Source organism: Pseudomonas sp. AL03, assembly GCF_029960815.1.
Taxonomy (GTDB): Bacteria; Pseudomonadota; Gammaproteobacteria; order Pseudomonadales; family Pseudomonadaceae; genus Aquipseudomonas.
In genome coordinates this window covers 163228-185775 of sequence record NZ_JASBRE010000007.1, presented here as the reverse complement: position 1 = coordinate 185775, position 22548 = coordinate 163228, and the positions used below count along the sequence as shown (strand labels likewise).

The following is a 22548-nucleotide window of genomic DNA, read 5'->3' as shown; positions in this document are numbered from 1 at the left end:
GGCACGTGCTGGATCAAAAATGGAGGTTCGGACATGCCTTCGGCCAAACGCAACGGACATTACACTGATAACAAATAGCTTAAACCGTTCGGTTGCGGAGAAAAAATGATTGGTAGCACTTTGGCTTCGTGGCAATGAAACAAGAAATGTCGGTTTAGTTTTCTGACAGGACTTTCTGATTTATAGGGCATTTCTGCTTTTTTTGACTAATTACTCTAAAAATCACTTTTCAGCGCCGATTTAATTCCTATTCTGTGTTCATGACCGGTTTCTGCCCTTCAGGCCGGCGGCGAATGAAAAGGAAAGGGCGATGCGGTTTTTGAAGTTTTCTCTGACGTATAGAAGGACATCGTCCATGTCGAAAGTACAAGGCATCACCGAACTGTTAGGAATCTTTCCCTGCCTGGCTACCGGGCGGCGAAGGCGTCGGCTGAGTTCGGACGAAATGAAATTGTTAGAGCGCTATCGGGAGCTGTCGGAAAGCGACCAGATTGCGATGCGGTACTTGGTGGATGCGATGAGGAGTGTTTCGCGGTTTTGACCGAGGATGGTTACCGTGAAGGCCATTTGGCTTTTACGGTGGCCAGGCGGGTCAGTTTGCCAGCATCGGCGTCGATGATGCCTTCGTGGATTGCTTGGCGGCGAGCCGCGATATTTTTTAGCTCGATGGTTTGTTGCAGATACTTTTCTGAAAAGGCGCTATCACTTGAAATCACTTCAGTGACGCTTTGGCTGGTGATGCGCGGTTTGCTCATGGCTGCGGATTGCTCTTGCGGGAGATTGAACAGGTGTATTCAAGCCAAAGGGGGCGGACTGTGAAGTCTGCCCCTTTTTCATTTTTTCACTCTACCTTCAACTGCAAGTGCCCACGATCGTGAACGGCCGCTGTGCCTGCATCGGGAGCCGCCACTCAGAGGAGCGCGGTTGCGCCATATTGATTGTGTTCCGGCTTCGACCCCGGGTCGCTGATTTGGCAGCGACGAGGTAAAGCCTATCGTTCAGGCGCTCGCGGCGCCAAGTCTACGTTGGCGCCGCATGCTGTAGGAATCGGTGTCTTTTCAGGAAGGGCTCGTCTGTAGGAGAGAACATGACCACGAACCCAGCCCGCATCGCTGCGGGCAGGGCAGGGCAAGTACCGTTATCGACTAACCTTCCAAGCATTCCCTGCAGGCGCAGCCCCATGGTCATACGGCTTGGCAAGCCACATATAAACCAGCCCCAACCCAATAGACCAGCGCACCGATGTTCACTGCCCAGCCCCAGGCGCCGAGGGTGAATTTGCCGCTCGGTTTCTAGCCTTTCATCTCGAGCGTAGGAATAGAGCAGACGACTCGCCGCAGCTTGCAGGCTGATGACGCAGGAGATAAAGGAAATCATTACCACGCCCATCACCACTTTGAACCGACCGGGTCATGACGGCGCTGCCCGGATCGGTGGTTATTGTTTTGTGTTGCGGTGAGGCCATCGCGGCGGTGCGGCGATCCGACGATGCTTTTAGTGCTTGAACATCACATGCCGAACAACGGTGTAGTCCTCCAGCCCGTACAGGGACATGTCCTTGCCATAACCGGACAGTTTCTGACCGCCATGCGGCATTTCGCTGACCAGCATGAAGTGCGTATTTACCCAGGTGCAGCCGTACTGCAAGCGTGCAGACAAGCGATGTGCGCGACCCACGTCCGAGGTCCAGACCGACGACGCCAGGCCGTAGTCCGAATCGTTGGCCCAGCCCAGCACCTGCGCTTCATTGGTGAACTTGGTCACCGACACCACCGGCCCGAACACTTCGCGACGAACAATCTCGTCGTCCTGCTGAGCGTCGGCCAACACCGTCGGTTCGAAGAAGAAGCCATTGCCCTCAACAGCCTTGCCGCCCGTGACCAAGCGGATGTGCGGTTGCGCCACGGCACGCTCGACAAACCCGGCCACGCGGTCGCGGTGTTGCGCGGTGATCAACGGACCGAGCTCGGTCGACGGATCATCCTGCACACCGTACTTGATGCTGCTGACCGCCGCGCCGAGCTTCTCGACGAATGTGTCGTAGATGCCTTCCTGCGCGTAGATGCGGCAGGCGGCGGTGCAGTCCTGGCCGGCGTTGTAGAAACCGAAGGTGCGAATGCCTTCCACGGCAGCATCGATGTCGGCGTCGTCGAAGATGATCACCGGGGCCTTGCCGCCCAGTTCCATGTGCATGCGTTTGACGCTGTCAGCGGTGCTGGAAATGATGTTCGAACCGGTGGCGATCGAACCGGTCAACGAGACCATGCGCACTTTCGGGTGGGTGACCAGTGGGCTGCCGACCGTAGGACCACGGCCGAACACCAGGTTAAGCACGCCGGCCGGGAAAATATCCGACGCCAGTTGCGCCAGACGCAGGGCGGTTAGCGGGGTTTGTTCCGATGGCTTGAGCACCACGGTATTACCCGCCGCGAGGGCTGGGGCGATTTTCCAGGCGACCATCATCAGCGGGTAGTTCCACGGCGCGATGGAGGCGATCACGCCGACCGGGTCGCGGCGGATCATCGAGGTGTGGCCGTGCAGGTATTCACCGCCCGCCGAACCGCTCATGCAACGACTGGCGCCGGCGAAGAAACGGAACACGTCGGCAATCGCCGGGATCTCGTCGTTCAACGCGGCGCTGTAGGGCTTGCCGCAGTTGTCCGATTCCAGTTTGGCCAGCTCTTCGCCGTGGGCTTCGATGGCGTCGGCGAGTTTGAGCAGCAGCAGCGAGCGTTCTTTCGGGGTGGTTTGCGACCAGCTGTCGAAGGCGCTGTCGGCGGCCCGCACGGCGGCATCGACCTGAGCTTCGCTGGCTTCATTGATCTCCACCAATACGCTGCCCAGTGCAGGGTTGAACACGGGTTGGGCGGGGCCTTCGCCGTCGATCAGTTGGCCATTGATCAAGAGTTTGGTTCGCATGGCTTGTCCTCATTGCAGCTTTTATTTTTTTGCCGGAACCGGATCCCTTGTAGGAGCGAGCGGTGCGGCGATCCGACTTGCCCGCGAAGAGGCCATTACATTCAACATTGATGTCGACTGACACACCGCTTTCGCGGGCAAGCCTCGCTCCTACAGGATCCGGTTCCCACATTGGAAAATGAGTTGTTCGTTATTTCCCGCCACTGCCCGCAACGCTTTCGCCGCCCCGGGTCAGGTAATAGGCGCCGAGAATCGGCAGCATGGTCACCATCATCACGAGCATCGCGACGACGTTGGTCACCGGCACGTCCCGTGGGCGGCTGAGCTGGTTGAGCAGCCACAGCGGCAGGGTGCGTTCATGGCCGGCGGTGAAAGTGGTGACGATGATTTCGTCGAACGACAGCGCAAACGCCAACATGCCGCCGGCCAACAACGCCGAGCCGAGGTTCGGCAGGACGATGTAGCGGAAGGTCTGCCAGCCATCGGCGCCAAGGTCCATCGAAGCCTCGATCAAACTGTGAGAGGTGCGACGCAACCGGGCGATGACGTTGTTGTAGACGATCACCACACAGAAGGTCGCGTGACCGACGATGATGGTGAACATCCCAGGCTCTATCCCCAGCGTCTTGAAGGTCGCCAGCAAGGCGATACCGGTGATGATCCCGGGCAAGGCAATCGGCAGGATCAGCATCAGCGAGATGCCTTGCTTGCCGAAGAAATCCCGGCGGTACAACGCCGCCGACGCGAGGGTGCCGAGGACTAATGCAATCAACGTTGCGACGGACGCAATCTGCAGCGACAGCTTGATCGCTTCCAGTACGTCAGGACGCGAGAACGCCACGCCGATCCACTTCAGGGTGAAGCCCCTGGGCGGGAAGCTGAACGCTGCGTCTTCAGTGTTGAAGGCGTACATGAAGATGATCAGGATCGGGAAGTGCAGAAACACCAACCCGCCCCAGGCTGCGATGCGCAGGCCCAGAGAAGCCTGATCTTGAGACGAAGCGTCAGAGCGCATCGAAGGCCCCCAGTCGTTTGACGATGGACAGGTAAATGGCGATCAGCACGATCGGCACCAGCGTGAAAGCCGCGGCCATCGGCATGTTGCCGATCGCGCCTTGCTGGGCGTACACCATGCTGCCGACGAAGTAGCCCGGTGGCCCCACCAGTTGCGGCACGATGAAGTCGCCCAGAGTCAGCGAAAAGGTGAAGATCGAACCGGCCGCGATGCCTGGAATCGACAGCGGCAGAATCACTTGCATAAAGGTCTGACGCGGCTTGGCGCCAAGGTCGGCAGACGCTTGCAGCAAGGACGGCGGCAGACGTTCCAGCGAGGCCTGGATCGGCAGGATCATGAACGGCAGCCAGATGTAGACGAACACCATGAAACGGCCCAGGTGCGAGGTCGACAACGTGCTGCCGCCCACCCCCGGAATGCCCAGCACGAACTGCAACACGGGCTCCAGCCCCAGGTGTTGAACGAACCATTGCGCAACCCCGCCTTTGGCCAGCAGCAAGGTCCAGGCATACGCCTTGACGATGTAACTGGCCCACATCGGCATCATCACCGCGATGTAGAAAAACGCCTTGGTCTTGCCGGTGGTGTAGCGCGCCATGTAGTAGGCAATCGGGAACGCGATCACGGCACTGGCGATCGACACGACGACGGCCATGCTCAAGGTGCGCAGGATGATGTCGAAGTTCGAGGGCTGGAACAGCGCGGCGAAGTTCGCCAGGGTCAGGTCGGGCGTGACCGCCATGGTGAAGTCATCGAAGGTGTAGAAACCTTGCCACAGCAGAACCAGCAGTGAGCCGAGGTAGATCGCGCCGAACCAGAGCAGCGGCGGTACCAGCAGCATCGACAGGTACAGGTTCGGCCGGCGATACAGCAGGTTGGAAAACCTGTGCAACGGCGAGCCGCCGGCCGGGATTTGAGTCATCGCCACGCTGTTCATCTCACACCCCGCCGACAACGGTGTCGTGCAGCGGGATCATTGCTTCCCGTGCCCAGCGCGCGCTGATGCGTTGCCCGGTCTGGTGCTGGGCGCTAACGTCCAGCCACTGGACGTTGGCCTGGCTAATGTTCAAGGTCTGGCCGTTCTCCAGTTTTACTTCATAGCGGGTGGCGCTGCCTTGGTACTGAATGTCATGGAGCAAGCCGCTGACTTCAATTTCATGGCTGGCCAGCGGCCCTTCGGCGAAACGCACGTGTTCCGGGCGAATCGAAAACGGTTGTGGATTGCCGCTCAATTGCTTCGCCAGATCGCCGCGAATCACGTTGGAGGTGCCGACAAATTCGGCGACAAAAGTTGTCGCCGGTTTCATGTACAGGTTGCGCGGTGTGTCGACCTGCTCGATGCGCCCCTTGTTGAACACCGCCACGCGATCCGACATCGACAGCGCTTCGGTCTGGTCGTGGGTGACGAAAATGAAGGTGATGCCGAGCTGGCGTTGCAGCTTCTTCAGTTCACCCTGCATTTGCTCGCGCAGCTTCAAGTCGAGAGCGCCCAACGGCTCATCGAGCAGCAGCACTCGCGGACGATTGACCAAGGCGCGGGCCAGCGCCACACGCTGGCGCTGACCGCCGGACAGTTGCACCGGTTTACGCTCGCCGTAACCGCCGAGGGCGACCATGTCGAGGGCTTCTTCGGCGCGTTTCTGACGTTCGGACTTGCCGACGCCTTTGACCTTCAAACCGTAGGCGACGTTGTCGAGTACGTTCATGTGCGGGAACAGCGCGTAATCCTGGAACACGGTGTTCACGTCACGCTGATACGGCGGCAGCCCGGCGGCTTCTTCGCCATGAATACGGATAGAGCCTGCACTCGGTTGTTCGAAACCGGCGATCAGGCGCAGACAGGTGGTTTTGCCCGAACCGGAAGGGCCCAGCATGGAAAAGAACTCGCCGTCCTGGATGTCTATGGAAACCCGGTCAACGGCCTTCACTTCGCCGAACTGACGGGAAACGTTGGTGAACTGGACTGCAAGCGTCATGGTGCGCAACTCCAAAAATCTGAATCTTTAAAAGCATCGTCGCATCGTCGCCCGGAGCCGGCTCGCTCCCACAGGTTTTGCGGTGCTCTTGTGGGAGCGATCTGTAGCAGTTGCCGAGGAACGAGGCTGCGTTGGGCTGCGCAGCGGCCCCCGAAGGGCGGTCCTGCGGACACGCAACGCAGCCTCGTTCCTCGGCAGCTGCTACAGGGGTGTTAGCGGCCGCCCATGATCGCGATGTAGTCTTGTGTCCAGCGGCTGTACGGCACGAACTTGCCGCCTTCAGCCTGCGGGGTTTTCCAGAAGGCGATTTTCTCGAACTGGTCGAAGCCGTTGGTTTTGCAGCCCTCGGCGCCGAGCAATTCGCTCTCCTTGCACCCCGCCGGAACCGCCGGCAGCGAACCGAACCATGCCGCCAGGTCACCCTGGACTTTCGGTTGCAGCGACCAGTCCATCCACTTGTAGGCACAGTTGGGGTGCTTGGCTTCGGCGTGGAGCATGGTGGTGTCGGCCCAACCCGTTGCACCTTCTTTTGGAATGACCGAGGCAACCGGCTGCTTGTCCGCCACCAGGCCATTGACCATGTAGCCCCAGGTGCTGGACGCCGCCACGCCTTCGTTTTTGACGTCACTCATCTGAACCGTTGCGTCGTGCCAGTAGCGGTGGATCAAGGGCTGTTGCTTGCGAAGCAGGTCCAGCGCCGCTTTGTATTGCGCTTCGTTGAGTTGGTACGGGTCCTTGATGCCCAGTTCCGGCTGTTTCGATTTGAGATACAGCGCCGCATCGGCGATATAGATCGGGCCGTCGTAGGCTTGAACTCGGCCCTTGTTGGACTTGCCGTCCGGCAGGGTCTGTTCTTCGAACACCACGCTCCAGCTGTCCGGCGCTGTTTTGAAGATATTGGTGTTGTACATCAACACGTTCGGGCCCCATTGGTACGGGGTGCCGTAGGTTTGCTGATTGACGACGTACCAAGGCCCGTCCTTGAGACGAGGGTCAATGTTCTTCCAGTTCGGGATCAACGCCGTGTTGATCGGCTGCACACGCTGGCCGGCGATCAGTCGCAGGGACGCATCGCCAGACGCGGTCACCAGGTCGTAACCACCCTTGGCCATCAGGCTGACCATTTCATCGGAAGTGGCGGCGGTTTTCACATTGATCTTGCAGCCGGTTTCCTTCTCGAAACCGGTCACCCAGTCGTAGGTCTTGTCGCTTTCGCCACGTTCGATGTAGCCGGGCCAGGCCACAATATCCAGCTGACCTTCGCCGGCACCGACGGCTTTCAGCGGTTCGGCGGCCTGGATACTGGCGCTGGACAACAGCGCTGTTGTGATGGCACTGAGCAATGCGGTCTTGTGCACGAACATGGGAATTCCCTCTTATTTAATTATGGTCGGGGCAGTTGTGAACGTGGTGAAGCATGCCGTTAGTGGCTTGTTATTAGCGTAGTCAGAGATGCTGTCCGTGGCGCGCCATGATGTGCCGCACCACGCTGTAGTCCTGGAGCGAATCGCTGGATAAGTCTTTGCCGTAGCCCGAACGCTTCAGGCCGCCGTGGGGCATTTCGCTGACCAGCATGAAATGGCTGTTGATCCAGGTGCAGCCGTACTGCAACCGCGCCGCAACCTGCATGGCTTTGTCCAGGTTCTGGGTCCAGACCGAGGAGGCGAGGCCATATTCCGAGTCGTTGGCCCAGTCCACGGCTTGTTCGAGCTGATCGAAACGGGTCACGGTAACCACTGGCCCGAAGACTTCGCGCTGGACGATTTCATCGCTCTGCTTGCAACCGGCCAGCAAGGTCGGCTGGTAATAGAATCCGGCGCCGGAATGCACCGCCGCGCCGGTTACCCGCTCGATGTGCGGCTGACCGAGGGCGCGCTCGACGAAGCTGGCCACGCGGTCGCGTTGGCGAGTGCTGATCAGCGGGCCGATCTCGTTGTCGGCGTCGCGTTTGCCGGCGAAGCGCAGGCTGCTGACTGCCGCGCCGAGTTCGGCCACCAAGCGATCATGAATCCCGGCCTGTGCATAAATGCGACACGCTGCGGTGCAATCCTGACCGGCGTTGTAATAGCCGTAAGTGCGCACGCCTTCGACCACGGCTTGAATGTCAGCATCGTTACAAACGATCACCGGCGCTTTGCCGCCGAGCTCAAGGTGGGTGCGCTTCAGGGTTTTCGCGGCGGCCTGGAGGATTTTTTGCCCGGTGACGATATCGCCGGTCAGCGACACCATGCGCACTTTAGGATGGCTGACCAAATGGCTGCCAACGCCTTCACCACCGCCGCAAACGATGTTGATCACGCCGCGCGGCAGGATCTCGGCCAGCGCCGGCGCCAGTGCCAGAATCGACAGCGGCGTGTGTTCCGACGGCTTGAACACCAGCGTGTTGCCAGCGGCCAGGGCCGGAGCGATTTTCCACGCGGCCATCATGATCGGGTAGTTCCACGGCGCAATCGACGCGACCACGCCAATCGGATCGCGACGGACCATGCTGGTGTAGCCGGGCAGGTATTCGCCGCTGAGCTGACCGGTCTGGCAGCGCACGGCGCCGGCGAAGAAGCGGAACACATCGACTGTGGCGCTCAAGTCGTCCTGACGGGCCAGGTGCAATGGCTTACCACAGTTCAGCGATTCGAGGCGGGCGAGGAGGTCAGCTTGTTTTTCGATGGCGTTGGCAATGTCTAACAGTAAATTTGAGCGCTGTTGCGGCGTGGTCCGCGCCCAACCGGCAAAGGCGCGGTGGGCGGCGAGGATCGCGGCTTCGACCTGCTCGGTACTCGCTTCGGCAATGTGCGTCAGCACTTCACCGGTGGCCGGGTTGAGAATGGGTTCGACAACCACCCCCTGGCCCGCGACCAATTCGCCATCGATCAACAACGCGGTGAACAACGGGGTCTGCGCGCCAGCCATTTTTCGGGTTCTCTTTTCTTGTGTGGCCATGGTGCTCCCTGTGACTGGGGCCCGGCCGTCTTATAGATGCAGCAAGACTAGTGCTCAGGCCCGAGGTCGACAAATTCTAAATACTGAAGGTGGCATTCGATTAAATAGATGGCTTGCGCCCGCCGTGGGGTTGCTCACGGGCAACGGTCAGGAACGGGTCCACCAGCGCCGGGCGCGCGGTGCCGCGACGCCAGGCCAGGCCGACGTCGAGGGTTTGGCTCAGGTCCGCGATTGTGCGGGCTTCGATGATGTCGCCTTCCAATGACCACGGGCGGTAAGTCATGTCGGGCTGGATCGAAACGCCTAATCCTGCGGCGACCAGGCTTCGCACGGCTTCCGTTGAGGCGGTTCTTAATGTGATGCGCGGTTGCAGGGAGGCCGCCGACCACATGCGTTGCGCATTGCGATCCATTTCATCGACGTTCAGCTGAATCAACGGTTCGCGGGCCACATCGGCGAGGTTGATGCTGTCGTGTTCCAGCAGCGGATGCTGGGCCGGCAGCCATAGCCGGTGCGGCGAGTGGGTCAACACTTCGGTCTGCAAGGCATGGCGGTCTTCGAGGTTGGAGAGAATCAGCACGCCGACATCGATTTCACCGCTGACCAGCAAATGCTCGATGTAAGGGCGCTCGTCCTCCATCACGCGGATCTCGACGTTGGGGTAGGCGCGCTGGAAACGGGTGAGCAAGTCCGCGAGGTAGTAACCGGCCACCAGGCTGGTCACACCGATGATCAACTGCCCGGCGACCTGGTCGGTGCTCTGTTGCAGGCTGTGCGTTTGGCGTCGTCCACCGTCGCCAGAATCAGGTGCGCTTGGCGTAGGAATTGGTGGCCTTGGTGAGTCAGCGTCATGCCCTTGGCGTGACGATTGAACAGGCCAACGCCGATTTCCTGCTCCAGTTGCTGGATCGCCAGGGTCAGGGTGGACTGGGAAATGAATGCGGTTTGAGCGGCGGCGGAGATTGAGCCGGTCTCAGCCACGGCGATGAAATGGCGGATCTGACGCAGGGTCATCATGGGGAAGTACCCGGTGGGCGGTTTTTATCGATTTTTCTGAGTGTATATCTTTTTTTCTGATGAGCTGCGGTCAGCTGAAAAACGCTGCGCAACATCTCGAAGCACTCTCGCTCCCGGACACCGGGCACTTTCGATCTAGGCTGATGGCCTTAAAGATCTAGTTAACCCGAATGCGTGGAGGCAGCAAATGAACACCCGTGGATTGCTCGATCAGCTACTCAAGTCCGGTCAGGACATGTTGCAGAACAAGGCCGGCGGCTCACAAAACAAGACCGCTGGGGGTGGCTTGGGCGGATTGCTCGGCGGCAGCGGTGGTTCGGGCGGCCTTGGCAGCCTGCTCTCTGGCGCGGGCGGCGGAGCGTTGGCGGCGAGTGCCATGGGTTTGCTGCTGGGCAGCAAGAAAGGGCGCAATGTCGGCGGTAAGGTCCTGACTTATGGTGGCCTCGCCGCATTGGGCGTGATTGCCTACAAGGCGTATGGCAACTGGCAGGCCCAGCAGGGCACTGCGCCGAAGACTGAACCGCAAACCATCGACCGCTTACCGGCGGCGCAAGTTGAACAGCACAGCCAGGCGATTCTCCAAGCGTTAGTGGCTGCGGCTAAAGCTGATGGTCATGTCGACGATCGCGAGCGTGCGCTGATTGAAGGTGAATTCACCAAGCTCGATAACGATCAGGAGTTGCAGCACTGGCTGCACGCCGAACTCAACAAACCGCTGGACCCGGCCGACGTTGCCCGCGTTGCCAGTACGCCGGAAATGGCCGCTGAGATGTACATCGCCAGTGTGATGCTGGTGGACGAGGAGAGCTTCATGGAGAAGTCCTACCTCGATGAACTGGCGCGGCAACTGAAGCTTGAGCCGGGGTTGAAGGCTGAGTTGGAGAAGCAGGTGCGTCAGGCTTCTATTTAAGCGTTGTCTTAAAAAATCGCAGGTTTCGCCAATGCCTACATCGACCGTAGGCACTGGCGGAGCCTGCGATTTTTTTTGCATCACAACAGCGCGCTCCGAAACGACACAAGCCCCTCGCCGCACAGGTATTTCAGCGATTTGCACAGGGATGAGACGTGGTGCGCACCCGTCTTACAAATGAAACACCGCCCTCAGCTATACTCCGCAACATTTGAACTGCACCCCGAGGACTGACTGTGAAGAACTGGACGTTGCGCCAACGCATTTTGGCGAGCTTTGCGGTGATTATCGCCATCATGTTGCTGATGGTCGTCGTCTCGTATTCGCGGTTGTTGAAGATCGAGGTCAGCGAAGACAGCGTACGTGACGACGCGCTTCCCGGGGTCTATTACAGTTCGATGATTCGTGGCGCTTGGGTCGACAGCTTCCTCCACATCGAGGAGATGCTGGGTCTGAAGGAAGGGCAGGGTATCAGTACCAAAGATGTCGCCGACCTCAAGCGCTATGAAGCGCAAGTGCAGGAAGCGATCAACAACTATCGCGGCACTGTGACTACCGAAGAAGACAAAGCCGAGTTCGCGGTTTTCCAAAAAATCCATCAGGATTACGGCAAGATGCTGGCCGCGGTGTTCGACTTGCATCAGCGCAACCAGCGAGCCGACGCCATCAAGTTGTTCAACGAACAGCTGACCCCGACATGGACCGCGGGGCGTCTGAAACTAAATGACATTCTTGTGTACAACAAAGCCAGGGCAGATCAGGCCATGGCGGACATCCATGACGCCGTGCTCACCGCTCAAGTCATCATGGGCATTTCCCTGCTGGTGGCGGTTTTGGCCGCTGGTCTCTGCGGCCTGTTGCTGATGCGCGCGATCATGGCGCCCATGAACCGTATCGTGCAGATCCTCGAAATCATGCGCACGGGTGATTTGAGCGGCCGCTTGAACCTTGCGCGCAAGGACGAATTCGGCGCCGTGGAAACCGGCTTCAACGACATGATGGCCGAGCTGACGTCCTTGGTGTCTCAGGCTCAGCGCTCCTCAGTGCAGGTCACCACCTCGGTCACTGAGATCGCCGCTACCTCCAAGCAACAGCAGGCTACGGCCACCGAAACTGCTGCCACCACCACCGAAATCGGCGCGACGTCCCGTGAAATCGCCGCCACTTCGCGAGACCTCGTGCGCACGATGACTGAAGTGTCCACCGCTGCCGATCAGGCCTCGGTGCTCGCCGGCTCCGGGCAGCAAGGCTTGGCGCGTATGGAAGAGACCATGCATTCGGTGATGGGCGCGGCCGATCTGGTCAACGCCAAACTGGCAATCCTCAATGAGAAGGCCGGCAACATCAACCAGGTGGTGGTGACCATCGTCAAGGTCGCCGACCAGACCAATCTCCTGTCCCTCAACGCTGCCATCGAGGCCGAAAAGGCCGGTGAATACGGCCGCGGGTTTGCCGTGGTCGCCACCGAAGTGCGGCGTCTGGCGGACCAGACCGCCGTCGCCACGTACGACATCGAGCAGATGGTGCGCGAGATCCAGTCGGCGGTGTCGGCCGGGGTCATGGGCATGGACAAGTTCTCCGAAGCAGTGCGCCGCGGCATGTCCGAGGTGCAGCAGGTCGGCGAGCAACTGTCACAGATCATTCATCAGGTTCAGGCGCTGGCGCCGCGAGTGTTGATGGTCAACGAAGGCATGCAGGCCCAGGCCACGGGCGCCGAACAGATCAACCACGCGCTGGTGCAATTGGGCGATGCCAGCAGCCAGACCGTCGAGTCCCTGCGCCAGGCCAGTTTCGCCATCGATGAACTGAGCCAGGTGGCCGTAGGGCTGCGCAGCGGCGTTTCGCGATTCAAAGTCTGATGAGCGAACTCACGGCCAAACGCATCGCCGTGAAGCCGGTGCTGCAATCATTGTTTCTGGTGTTCCGCATCGGCAACGAGCGCTATGCCTTGCAGGCCATCGAGGTGGCGGAAGTGCTGCCGCGCCTGCCGTTGAAGCCGATTCCCCGCGCGCCGGACTGGGTCGCGGGGGTGTTCGCCTATCGCGGCGCGGTGGTGCCGGTGATCGACCTCAGTGCGCTGACCTTCGGCCAACCGGCCCAGGCCCGCACCAGCACGCGCTTGGTGCTGGTCAATTACCGCCCGGATGAAACCAGTGAGGCGCAATTGCTCGGGCTGATTCTGGAACAGGCCACCGATACCTTGCGTTGCACCCCGGCGGATTTTCAGCCTTATGGCCTGGACAATCGCCAGGCGCCGTACCTCGGGCCGGTGCGCGAAGATGCTCAGGGTTTGCTGCAATGGGTGCGGGTCGCCGACTTGCTCGATGAGCAGGTTCGCGCGCTGCTGTTTCCGTCGACGCCACTGGACTTGGCGCTGTTTGAGGAGCGGCCATGAGCAGCGATCAGCGGTTTTTCGATTTCCTCAAAGAGCGCATCGGTCTCGACGTGACCTCGGTGGGGCCGGCGATCATCGAGCGTGCGGTGCGTCAGCGCAGCACGGCGTCCAACGCGCTGACGGCCGATGAGTATTGGCAAGCTTTGCAGGGTTCGCGGGACGAGCAACACGCGCTGATCGAAGCGGTGATCGTCCCCGAGACCTGGTTTTTCCGTTACCCGGAATCCTTCGCCACCCTGGCGAAACTGGCTGCCAAACGTCTGAGCGACATCAACAACATGCGCGCGCTGCGGATTCTCAGCCTGCCGTGTTCCACCGGTGAAGAACCGTATTCCATCGCCATGGCGTTGCTTGATGCCGGGTTCCAGCCGCACCAGTTCAAGGTCGAAGGCATGGACGTCAGCCCGTTGTCGGTGGAAAAAGCCCGGCGAGCGCTGTACGGCAAGAATTCGTTTCGTGGTCAGGACATCGCGTTTCGCGATCGGCATTTCACCGCCGAAGACGAGGGCTATCGCCTCAGCGGGCGGGTGCTTGAACAAGTGCGTTTGCAGGTCGGCAATCTGGTGGATCCGATGTTGCTGGCCAACGAGCCGCCTTATGACTTTGTGTTTTGCCGCAACCTGCTGATCTATTTCGATCAACCGACCCAGGAGCAAGTGTTCGAAGTGCTCAAGCGCCTGACCCATGTCGACGGCGTGCTGTTTATCGGCCCGGCCGAGGGCAGTTTGCTCGGCCGTTTCGGCATGCGTTCGATCGGCATCCCGCAGTCCTTTGCGTTCAATCGTCAGAGCGCACCTGAGCCTGCGCCCCTTCCGACTTTCGTTCCGACGCCTCTGCCCGTGCGCCAACCGGCGAGCAGCGTGACATCGCCGCCCGTTCGCAGCCGGCCCTTCGCAACGGTGGCGCCGCTACCTGTCGTGACGACAACCGCCAACCCGGACACCGTCGCGCTGCTGGCGAACATTGCCGCGCTGGCCAACGAAGGCAAAAGCGCCGAAGCCCGTGCCGCGTGCGAAAGCTATTTGCGCAGTCACGAGCCAGTAGCCCAGGTCTTTTACTGGCTGGGCTTGCTCAGCGATGTCGCCGGCAGAGTCCTGGAGGCCCTGGGGTTTTATCGCAAAGCGTTGTACCTCGAACCGCAACATCCCGACGCGTTGATGCACCTGGCGGCGTTGCTGCAATCTTTGGGCGACACGGCGGGTGCCAGGCGATTGCAGGACCGTGCCGCCCGCAGTGAGCGCGCCGCTGACAGTGAGCGTAAACGATGAACGCCGCCGACACCTTTAGCCTCACCCATGAAGATGCCCAGGCCATCGACGACTGCTGGAACCGCATCGGTATCCATGGCGACAAGTCCTGCCCACTGCTGAGCGATCACATTCACTGTCGCAATTGCGCGGTGTATTCGGCCGCCGCGACGCGCTTGCTCGACCGCTACGCGTTGCAGCAGGAAGACCGCGGGCAAGTCTCCAGCGCGGTCAAGAGCGAGGTGAAAACCCGTTCGCTGTTGATGTTCCGTCTCGGCGAAGAATGGCTGGGCCTGGCCACCCGCAGCCTGGTGGAAGTGGCGCCGTTGCAAGCGATTCACTCCTTGCCGCACCAGCGCTCCCGGGCCTTGCTCGGCGTGGCGAATGTGCGCGGCGCTCTGGTGGCGTGCCTGTCGCTGGTGGAGCTGCTGGGGCTCGACGGCGCCAGCAGCGTGGCGTCCGGCGCGCGGGTCATGCCGCGGATGCTGATCATCGCCGCCCACGGCGGGCCGGTGGTGGTGCCGGTGGATGAAGTGGACGGGATTCACGCCATCGACGAACACCTCCTCGAGGCGGCGTCCCGCTCCGGCACTCAGGCCAGCGGCAAATACACCCGTGGCGTGTTGCAATTCAAAGGTCGCAGCCTGCGTTGGCTGGATGAAGAACAGTTGCTGTCCGCCGTGACCCGGAGCCTTACATGACCCCCGAGCAAATGCGTGACGCCTCTTTGCTGGAGCTGTTCAGCCTGGAAGCCGAGGCCCAGACCCTGGTGCTAAACGCAGGTCTTTTGGCGCTGGAACGCGACCCGACCCAAGCCGATCACCTCGAATCGTGCATGCGCGCGGCGCACTCGCTCAAGGGCGCGGCGCGCATCGTCGGCGTCGATGCCGGGGTCAGCGTTGCGCATGTGATGGAGGATTGTCTGGTCAGCGCCCAGGAAGGGCGCCTGTACCTGCGGCCCGAGCACATCGATGCGTTGTTGCAAGGCACCGATTTGCTGATGCGCATCGCGACGCCGACCAACAATCCTGAACGTGCGAATATCGAGGCCTATGTGGCCTTGATGGCGCGGTTGCTTGATCCGATGGCGGCACCCGCACCGGTCGCTGCACCCGTCGTCCCAGTGATGGCGCAGCTTCAGCTCCAACCACCGGCGCCCAAGGTCGAGACGCCAATCCCGGTCGCCGAACTGCACTGCGCAGAGCCGCCGCGCAAGACCAGGCGCACCACCGAAAACGGCGAACGGGTGCTGCGCGTCACGGCCGAACGCCTGAACAGTCTGCTCGATCTGTCGAGCAAATCCCTGGTGGAAACCCTGCGGCTCAAACCGCACCTGGCCACCATGCAACGCCTCAAGCGCATGCAGAACAACGGCCTGCGGGCACTGGAAAACCTCAACGTCCACCTCAAGGACCACGCCTTGAGCCTGGAGGCCCAGGAGGCTCTCGACGATGCCCGCCGATTGCTGGCTGAATCCCAGCAATTGCTGATCGAGAAAAACGCCGAGCTGGATGAGTTCGCCTGGCAGGCCAGTCAACGGGCGCAAGTGTTGTACGACACCGCGCTGGCCTGCCGCATGCGGCCGTTTGCCGATGTGTTGACCGGGCAAGAGCGCATGGTCCGCGACCTCGGCCGCAGCCTTGGCAAACAGGTGCGATTGGAGATCGAGGGCGAGAAAACCCAGGTCGACCGTGACGTGCTGGAGAAGCTTGAAGCGCCGCTGACCCACCTGCTGCGCAATGCCGTTGATCACGGCATCGAATCCCCGGAGCTACGGCTCTTGGCGGGCAAACCCGCTGAAGGCCTGATTCGTTTGCGCGCCTCCCATCAGGCCGGTCTGTTGGTGCTGGAGCTGAGCGATGACGGTAATGGCGTCGATCTGGAAAAGGTCCGCCGCAGCATCATCGAACGCCAATTGTCCCCGGCCGAAACCGCCGCGCAGTTAAGTGAAGAAGAGCTACTGACCTTTCTGTTTCTACCGGGTTTCAGCCTGCGCGACACGGTCACCGAGGTCTCCGGGCGCGGTGTCGGTCTGGATGCGGTTCAGCACATGGTTCGCCAGTTGCGGGGCGCGGTCGTGCTGGAGCAGGCGGCGGGCGAGGGCAGTCGCTTCCATCTCGAAGTGCCGCTGACCCTGTCGGTGGTGCGCAGTCTGGTGGTGGACGTCGGTGAGGAGGCGTATGCCTTCCCGCTGGCCCACATCGAACGGATGTGCGATCTGCAGCCGGCGGACATCGTCCAGGTCGAAGGCCGTCAGCATTTCTGGCACGAAGGCCGACATGTCGGGTTGGTCGCGGCCAGTCAACTGTTGCAGCGTCCGGCGAGCCAGAACAGTCAGCAAACCCTCAAGGTCGTGGTGATTCGCGAGCGCGAGGCGATTTACGGCGTGGCGGTCGAGCGTTTTATCGGCGAGCGGACCTTGGTCGTACTACCGCTGGACGAGCGTCTGGGCAAGGTGCAGGACATCTCCGCCGGGGCCTTGCTCGACGACGGTTCGGTGGTGCTGATCATCGACGTCGAAGACATGCTGCGTTCGGTGGACAAACTGCTCAATACCGGGCGTCTTGAGCGCATTGCCCGTCAGGGCAGCCAGGCGGTTGAAGCCGCTCGAAAACGGATTTTGGTGGTCGACGATTCGCTGACCGTGCGCGAGCTGCAACGCAAGTTGTTACTCAATCGCGGCTACGACGTGGCGGTGGCGGTGGACGGTATGGATGGCTGGAACGCCTTGCGCTCGGAGGATTTCGATCTGCTGATCACCGACATTGATATGCCGCGTATGGATGGCATCGAACTGGTGTCTTTACTGCGCCGGGACAATCGCCTGCAATCGCTTCCGGTTATGGTGGTGTCTTACAAAGATCGTGAAGAGGACCGTCGTCGTGGACTGGACGCTGGAGCCGACTATTACCTAGCCAAAGCCAGTTTTCATGACGACGCCCTGCTTGACGCGGTGGTTGAGCTCATTGGAGGAGCGCGGGCATGAAAATCGCAATCGTCAACGACATGCCCATGGCAGTGGAGGCTCTGCGCCGCGCCCTGGCATTCGAGCCGGCGCACGAGCTGGTTTGGGTCGCCAGCAATGGGGCCGAGGCGGTGCAACGTTGTGCCGAACATACGCCGGATCTGATCCTGATGGACCTGATCATGCCGGTGATGGATGGCGTGGAGGCGACCCGGCGGATCATGGCCGATACGCCGTGCGCGATCGTTATCGTCACAGTCGACCGCGAGCAAAACGTGCATCGGGTGTTCGAGGCCATGGGCCACGGCGCGCTGGATGTGGTCGATACGCCGGCCCTCGGTGCCGGCAATGCCCAGGAGGCGGCGGCCCCGTTACTGCGCAAGATCATGAACATCGGTTGGCTGATCGGTGACCGGGGCAATCGGGAGCGATCGGCTCCGAGCCCGCTGCGCAGTTCGGCCTCGCGCCAGCGTCTGGTAGCGATCGGCTCATCGGCAGGTGGGCCGGCCGCGCTGGAAGTCTTGCTCAAGGGGCTGCCGCGAGATTTTTCGACGGCCATCGTGCTGGTGCAGCATGTTGACCAGGTGTTCGCCGCCGGCATGGCCGAATGGCTCGGCAGCGCCAGCGGCCTGAACGTGCGCCTGGCCCAGGAAGGCGAGCCGCCGCAAAGCGGCACGGTGCTGCTGGCGGGTACCAACCACCATATTCGCTTGTTGAAAAACGGTTCGCTGGCCTACACGGCCGAACCGGTCAACGAGATCTATCGGCCCTCGATCGATGTGTTTTTCGAGAGCGTGGCCAATTACTGGAACGGCGATGCCGTGGGTGTTTTGCTCACCGGCATGGGACGCGATGGCGCGCAGGGGCTTAAACTCATGCGCCAACAGGGCTACCTGACCATCGCTCAGGATCAAAACAGCAGTGCGGTGTACGGAATGCCGAAGGCGGCAGCGGCCATCGATGCTGCGATGGAAATTCGCCCACTGGACAAGATAGCGCCACGATTGCTGGAGATATTCCCCAAATGAAGAATTTTCACAGCAATCCTGGCCCAAGTAGTACTCAGGTGACTGCCCATGAATGATTTACAGCTCGACGACTTCAAAACCGATGAAAACGCCGCCATGGTGTTGTTGGTGGACGATCAGGCGATGATCGGCGAGGCGGTGCGCCGCGGGTTGTCGAACGAACAAAATATCGACTTCCACTTCTGCGCCGACCCGCACCAGGCCATCGCCCAGGCGATCCGCATCAAGCCGACGGTGATCCTTCAGGATCTGGTGATGCCTGGACTTGACGGCTTGAGCCTGGTGCGCGAGTACCGCAACCATCCGGCGACCAGGGACATCCCGATCATTGTCCTGTCGACCAAGGAAGATCCGCTGATCAAGAGCGCGGCGTTTGCGGCCGGGGCCAATGATTACCTGGTCAAGTTGCCGGACAACATCGAACTGGTGGCGCGCATTCGCTACCACTCGCGCTCCTACATGACTTTGCTGCAGCGTGACGCGGCTTACCGCGCGTTGCGGGTCAGCCAGCAGCAGTTGCTAGACACCAATCTGGTGCTGCAACGCTTGATGAACTCCGACGGCCTGACCGGGCTGTCGAACCGCCGGCATTTCGACGAATACCTGGCGCTGGAGTGGCGCCGCTCGCTGCGTGACCAGACCCAACTGTCGCTGCTGATGATCGATGTCGACTACTTCAAGTCCTTCAACGACAGCTTCGGCCACCTTGAAGGCGATGAAGCCTTGCGCAAAGTGGCCACGGCGATTCGTGATGCCAGTTCGCGGCCTTCGGACCTGCCGGCCCGTTATGGCGGCGAAGAGTTCGTTCTGGTGCTGCCCAATACTTCGCCGGGCGGCGCGCGACTGGTCGCGGAAAAGCTCCGCCAGACCGTTGCGGCGTTGAAGATTCCGCACGTTTTTCCGGCAGAAGGTTCGAGCCTGACCATCAGCATCGGCCTGTCGACCATGACCCCGCAACCGGGTGGCGATTGCCGGCAATTGATTTCGGCGGCGGACAAGGGGCTGTACCTGGCGAAGAACAACGGGCGTAATCAGGTTGGGATTGAGTAATCCGCTATTGAAATACGATCCCATGTAGCAGCGGTCGAGCCCCGCGAGGCCGCGTCCGAGGACGAAGTCCTCGCCAATCCTGTGTGCGCGGTTTGTCTGAAAGGCCGTGTTGTATAGTTTACGACGGCTTCGCCGCCGAACGCGGCCTCGCGGGGCTCGACCGCTGCTACAGGTGTTCGCCGTTTAGCCAAAACCATTCGCCCTAAAGCCGCCAGGCGGGCTGCCGTGACAGCCTGATTACGTTATACTCGCCGGCTTTCAAAAGTTCGCCAACGAGTGCTGCCCGCCATGGAAATCAACCCGATCCTTAACAGTATCAAGGACCTGTCCGAGCGCTCCGAAACTATTCGGGGGTATCTTTGACTACGATCAAAAGCATGAGCGTCTGACTGAAGTCAATCGCGAGCTTGAAGATCCGAATGTCTGGAACAACCCGACGTACGCTCAGGAGCTGGGCCGCGAGCGGTCCCTGCTGGCTCAGATCGTCGAAACCCTCGACGAAATGCACACAGGCCTGGCCGACGCCAAAGACCTGCTGCTGATGTCCGCCGAAGAAGAAGACCAGGCCGCCGTCGATGACGTCGCTGCCGAAGTCGAGCGTCTGCGTGAGTCCCTGGAAAAACTCGAATTCCGTCGCATGTTCAGCGGTGAGATGGACGCCAACAACGCCTACCTCGACATCCAGGCCGGCTCCGGCGGTACCGAGGCTCAGGACTGGGCCAACATCCTGCTGCGCATGTACCTGCGCTGGGCCGACAAACGCGGTTTCGACGCGACCATCATGGAGCTGTCGGCCGGTGAAGTCGCCGGGATCAAGGGCGCCACGATCCACATCAAGGGCGAATACGCCTTTGGCTGGTTGCGTACCGAAATCGGCGTGCACCGTCTGGTGCGCAAGAGCCCGTACGACTCCGGTAACCGTCGCCACACCTCGTTCTCGGCCGTGTTCGTGTCGCCGGAAATCGATGACAACATCGAAATCGACATCAACCCGTCGGACCTGCGCATCGACACCTACCGTTCCTCCGGTGCCGGTGGTCAGCACGTAAACACCACCGACTCGGCCGTACGTATTACGCACGTACCGACCAACACCGTGGTCTGCTGCCAGAACGAACGCTCCCAGCACGCCAACAAAGACACCGCGATGAAAATGTTGCGGGCGCGCTTGTACGAGCAGGAAGTGCAGAAACGCAACGCCGCCTCCCAGGCCCTGGAAGACACCAAGTCGGACATCGGCTGGGGTCACCAGATTCGCTCCTACGTGCTCGACCAGTCGCGAATCAAGGATTTGCGTACTAACGTCGAACGCAGTGACTGCGACAAGGTGCTCGACGGCGACATCGACGAATACCTGGTGGCCAGCCTGAAACAAGGGCTTTAAGGCACGCGCTACAGGGGTGTCATGCCCCTGTAGGAGCGAGGCTTGCCCGCGAACCCCGGCGACAGCCGGGGGCAACGAACCTGTGATGGAATTTTTAAAGACATGAGCGACCTAGAACTCGACCCGCAAGCCCTGCAACAGGAAGAAAACTCCCTGATCGCCCTGCGCAAGGAAAAGCTGGCTGCCGAGCGCGCCAAGGGCAATGCCTTCCCGAACGACTTCCGCCGCGACAACTACTGCGAAGACTTGCAGAAACAGTACGCGGACAAGACCAAGGAAGAGCTCGCAGAGGCTGCAATCCCGGTCAAGGTTGCCGGTCGTCTCATGCTCAACCGTGGTTCGTTCATGGTGATCCAGGACATGTCCGGGCGCATTCAGGTTTACGTCAACCGTAAAACCCTGTCCGAAGAAACCCTGGCCGCGGTGAAAACCTGGGACCTGGGCGACATCATTGCCGCCGAAGGTACCCTGGCGCGTTCCGGCAAGGGCGACCTGTACGTCGAAATGACCCACGTGCGCCTGCTGACCAAGTCCCTGCGCCCACTGCCGGACAAGCACCACGGCCTGTCCGACACCGAGCAGCGCTATCGCCAGCGTTACGTTGACCTGATCGTCAACGAAGACGTGCGCCAGACCTTCCGCGTTCGTTCGCAAGTGATTGCGCACATCCGCAGCTTCCTGATGCAGCGTGACTTCCTTGAAGTCGAAACGCCGATGCTGCAAACCATCCCCGGCGGTGCTGCAGCCAAGCCGTTCGAGACTCACCACAATGCGCTGGACATGGAAATGTTCCTGCGTATCGCGCCGGAGCTGTACCTCAAGCGCCTCGTTGTTGGCGGCTTCGAGAAAGTGTTCGAGATCAACCGCAACTTCCGTAACGAAGGCGTTTCGACGCGTCACAACCCTGAATTCACCATGTTGGAGTTCTACCAGGCTTACGCCGACTATGAAGACAACATGGACCTGACCGAAGAACTGTTCCGCGAGCTGGCTCAGCTTGTTCTTGGGACTACCGACGTCCCGTACGGCGACAAAGTGTTCCACTTCGGCGAACCGTTCGTGCGCCTGTCGGTGTTCGACTCGATCCTCAAGTACAACCCTGAGCTGACCGCTGACGACCTGACCGACATCGGCAAGGCCCGCGCCATCGCCAAGAAGGCCGGCGCCAAGGTGCTGGGCTTCGAAGGTCTGGGCAAACTGCAGGTGATGATTTTCGAAGAGCTGGTCGAGCACAAGCTGGAGCAGCCGCACTTCATCACTCAGTACCCGTTCGAAGTGTCGCCGCTGGCCCGTCGTAACGACGAGAACCCGAACGTCACCGACCGTTTCGAACTGTTCATCGGTGGCCGCGAAATCGCCAACGCCTACTCCGAGTTGAACGACGCGGAAGACCAGGCCGAGCGCTTCATGGCTCAGGTGGCCGACAAGGATGCCGGCGACGACGAAGCCATGCACTACGACGCCGACTTCGTTCGCGCGCTGGAGTACGGCATGCCGCCAACGGCCGGTGAAGGTATCGGCATCGACCGTCTGGTGATGCTGCTGACCAACTCCCCGTCGATCCGTGACGTGATCCTGTTCCCGCACATGCGGCCGCAAGCGTAAGTGTTTCAACTAAAAAGCCGCCTAAAACAGGCGGCTTTTTATTGCCTGTCTGGTACAAACGTATCAATTGGTTACTTTTGAAGTAGAGAGGAATACCTGT

At 60.5% G+C, this 22548-nt stretch carries 18 protein-coding genes and 2 pseudogenes; 11 read left to right on the top strand and 9 right to left on the bottom strand.

Translation table 11 applies throughout. The features are described from left to right. Positions 1-355 precede the first annotated feature (355 nt). A complete protein-coding gene (locus QK293_RS09965; RefSeq protein WP_282377029.1) occupies positions 356-541 on the top strand; it encodes a hypothetical protein in 186 nt (61 codons plus the stop codon). Between the two features lie 10 nt (positions 542-551). On the opposite strand, the gene QK293_RS09960 is transcribed toward QK293_RS09965, so the two are convergent. The 9 genes and pseudogenes from QK293_RS09960 to QK293_RS09920 all read right to left on the bottom strand — a co-directional run bounded on the left by QK293_RS09960 (position 552) and on the right by QK293_RS09920 (position 9864). Beyond that, on the bottom strand, positions 552-755 hold the full coding sequence (locus QK293_RS09960) for a hypothetical protein (protein ID WP_282377028.1): 204 nt from the start codon (positions 753-755) through the stop codon (positions 552-554). Between the two features lie 383 nt (positions 756-1138). After that, positions 1139-1409 (bottom strand): annotated as a pseudogene (locus QK293_RS09955) (amino acid permease); the annotation flags it as partial. A gap of 85 nt (positions 1410-1494) precedes the next feature. After that, entirely contained in the window at positions 1495-2919 is a 1425-nt protein-coding gene (locus tag QK293_RS09950; protein WP_282377027.1) for a gamma-aminobutyraldehyde dehydrogenase, read from the bottom strand. Between the two features lie 190 nt (positions 2920-3109). Beyond that, complete coding sequence (locus QK293_RS09945; RefSeq protein ID WP_282377025.1) at positions 3110-3934, bottom strand: ABC transporter permease; 825 nt, start codon at positions 3932-3934, stop codon at positions 3110-3112. Further along, positions 3924-4871: an ABC transporter permease gene (locus tag QK293_RS09940; RefSeq protein ID WP_282377024.1), complete on the bottom strand. Its 948-nt coding sequence runs from the start codon at positions 4869-4871 to the stop codon at positions 3924-3926. Before QK293_RS09940 ends, QK293_RS09945 begins: the two co-directional genes overlap by 11 nt. 1 nt (position 4872) lies before the next feature. Then, positions 4873-5910, bottom strand: coding sequence for an ABC transporter ATP-binding protein (locus QK293_RS09935; RefSeq protein WP_282377023.1), 1038 nt, complete (start codon positions 5908-5910; stop codon positions 4873-4875). Between the two features lie 212 nt (positions 5911-6122). Beyond that, positions 6123-7274, bottom strand: a complete 1152-nt coding sequence (gene ydcS / locus QK293_RS09930; RefSeq protein ID WP_282377022.1) for a putative ABC transporter substrate-binding protein YdcS — start codon at positions 7272-7274, stop codon at positions 6123-6125. Between the two features lie 82 nt (positions 7275-7356). Further along, entirely contained in the window at positions 7357-8817 is a 1461-nt protein-coding gene (locus tag QK293_RS09925) for a gamma-aminobutyraldehyde dehydrogenase (protein ID WP_282377065.1), read from the bottom strand. Positions 8818-8947: 130 nt separating this feature from the next. Continuing rightward, a pseudogene (locus QK293_RS09920) lies at positions 8948-9864 on the bottom strand (LysR family transcriptional regulator). Positions 9865-10051: 187 nt separating this feature from the next. Between QK293_RS09920 and QK293_RS09915 the strand changes: the two are divergent. The 10 genes from QK293_RS09915 to lysS all read left to right on the top strand — a co-directional run bounded on the left by QK293_RS09915 (position 10052) and on the right by lysS (position 22448). Beyond that, positions 10052-10774, top strand: a complete 723-nt coding sequence (locus QK293_RS09915) for a tellurite resistance TerB family protein (protein ID WP_282377021.1) — start codon at positions 10052-10054, stop codon at positions 10772-10774. 236 nt (positions 10775-11010) lie between these two features. Next, on the top strand, positions 11011-12633 hold the full coding sequence (locus QK293_RS09910; RefSeq protein WP_282377020.1) for a methyl-accepting chemotaxis protein: 1623 nt from the start codon (positions 11011-11013) through the stop codon (positions 12631-12633). After that, a complete protein-coding gene (locus QK293_RS09905; RefSeq protein ID WP_282377019.1) occupies positions 12633-13169 on the top strand; it encodes a chemotaxis protein CheW in 537 nt (178 codons plus the stop codon). The genes QK293_RS09910 and QK293_RS09905 overlap by 1 nt, the downstream gene beginning before the upstream one ends. After that, the gene (locus tag QK293_RS09900) at positions 13166-14437 is read left to right on the top strand and encodes a CheR family methyltransferase (RefSeq protein WP_282377018.1); all 1272 of its coding nucleotides are present in this window, start codon (positions 13166-13168) and stop codon (positions 14435-14437) included. The genes QK293_RS09905 and QK293_RS09900 overlap by 4 nt, the downstream gene beginning before the upstream one ends. Continuing rightward, positions 14434-15117 carry a chemotaxis protein CheW gene (locus QK293_RS09895; protein ID WP_282377017.1) on the top strand — a complete coding sequence of 228 codons (684 nt, stop codon included), beginning with the start codon at positions 14434-14436 and terminating at the stop codon, positions 15115-15117. Before QK293_RS09900 ends, QK293_RS09895 begins: the two co-directional genes overlap by 4 nt. Further along, positions 15114-17402 (top strand): hybrid sensor histidine kinase/response regulator, encoded by a 2289-nt coding sequence (locus QK293_RS09890; RefSeq protein WP_282377016.1) that lies wholly within the window; start codon positions 15114-15116, stop codon positions 17400-17402. The genes QK293_RS09895 and QK293_RS09890 overlap by 4 nt, the downstream gene beginning before the upstream one ends. Then, complete coding sequence (locus QK293_RS09885) at positions 17399-18409, top strand: chemotaxis response regulator protein-glutamate methylesterase (RefSeq protein WP_282377015.1); 1011 nt, start codon at positions 17399-17401, stop codon at positions 18407-18409. The genes QK293_RS09890 and QK293_RS09885 overlap by 4 nt, the downstream gene beginning before the upstream one ends. A 48-nt stretch (positions 18410-18457) precedes the next feature. After that, positions 18458-19459, top strand: a complete 1002-nt coding sequence (locus QK293_RS09880) for a PleD family two-component system response regulator (protein ID WP_282377014.1) — start codon at positions 18458-18460, stop codon at positions 19457-19459. 288 nt (positions 19460-19747) lie between these two features. Continuing rightward, positions 19748-20843, top strand: a protein-coding gene (gene prfB, locus QK293_RS09875) for a peptide chain release factor 2 (protein WP_282377013.1) whose coding sequence is annotated in 2 segments (ribosomal slippage) — positions 19748-19819 and positions 19821-20843 — 1095 coding nt in all. Because the reading frame shifts where the segments join, the coding sequence is not laid out codon by codon here. Positions 20844-20945: 102 nt separating this feature from the next. Further along, positions 20946-22448, top strand: coding sequence for a lysine--tRNA ligase (gene lysS, locus QK293_RS09870; RefSeq protein WP_282377012.1), 1503 nt, complete (start codon positions 20946-20948; stop codon positions 22446-22448). Positions 22449-22548: the final 100 nt, after the last annotated feature.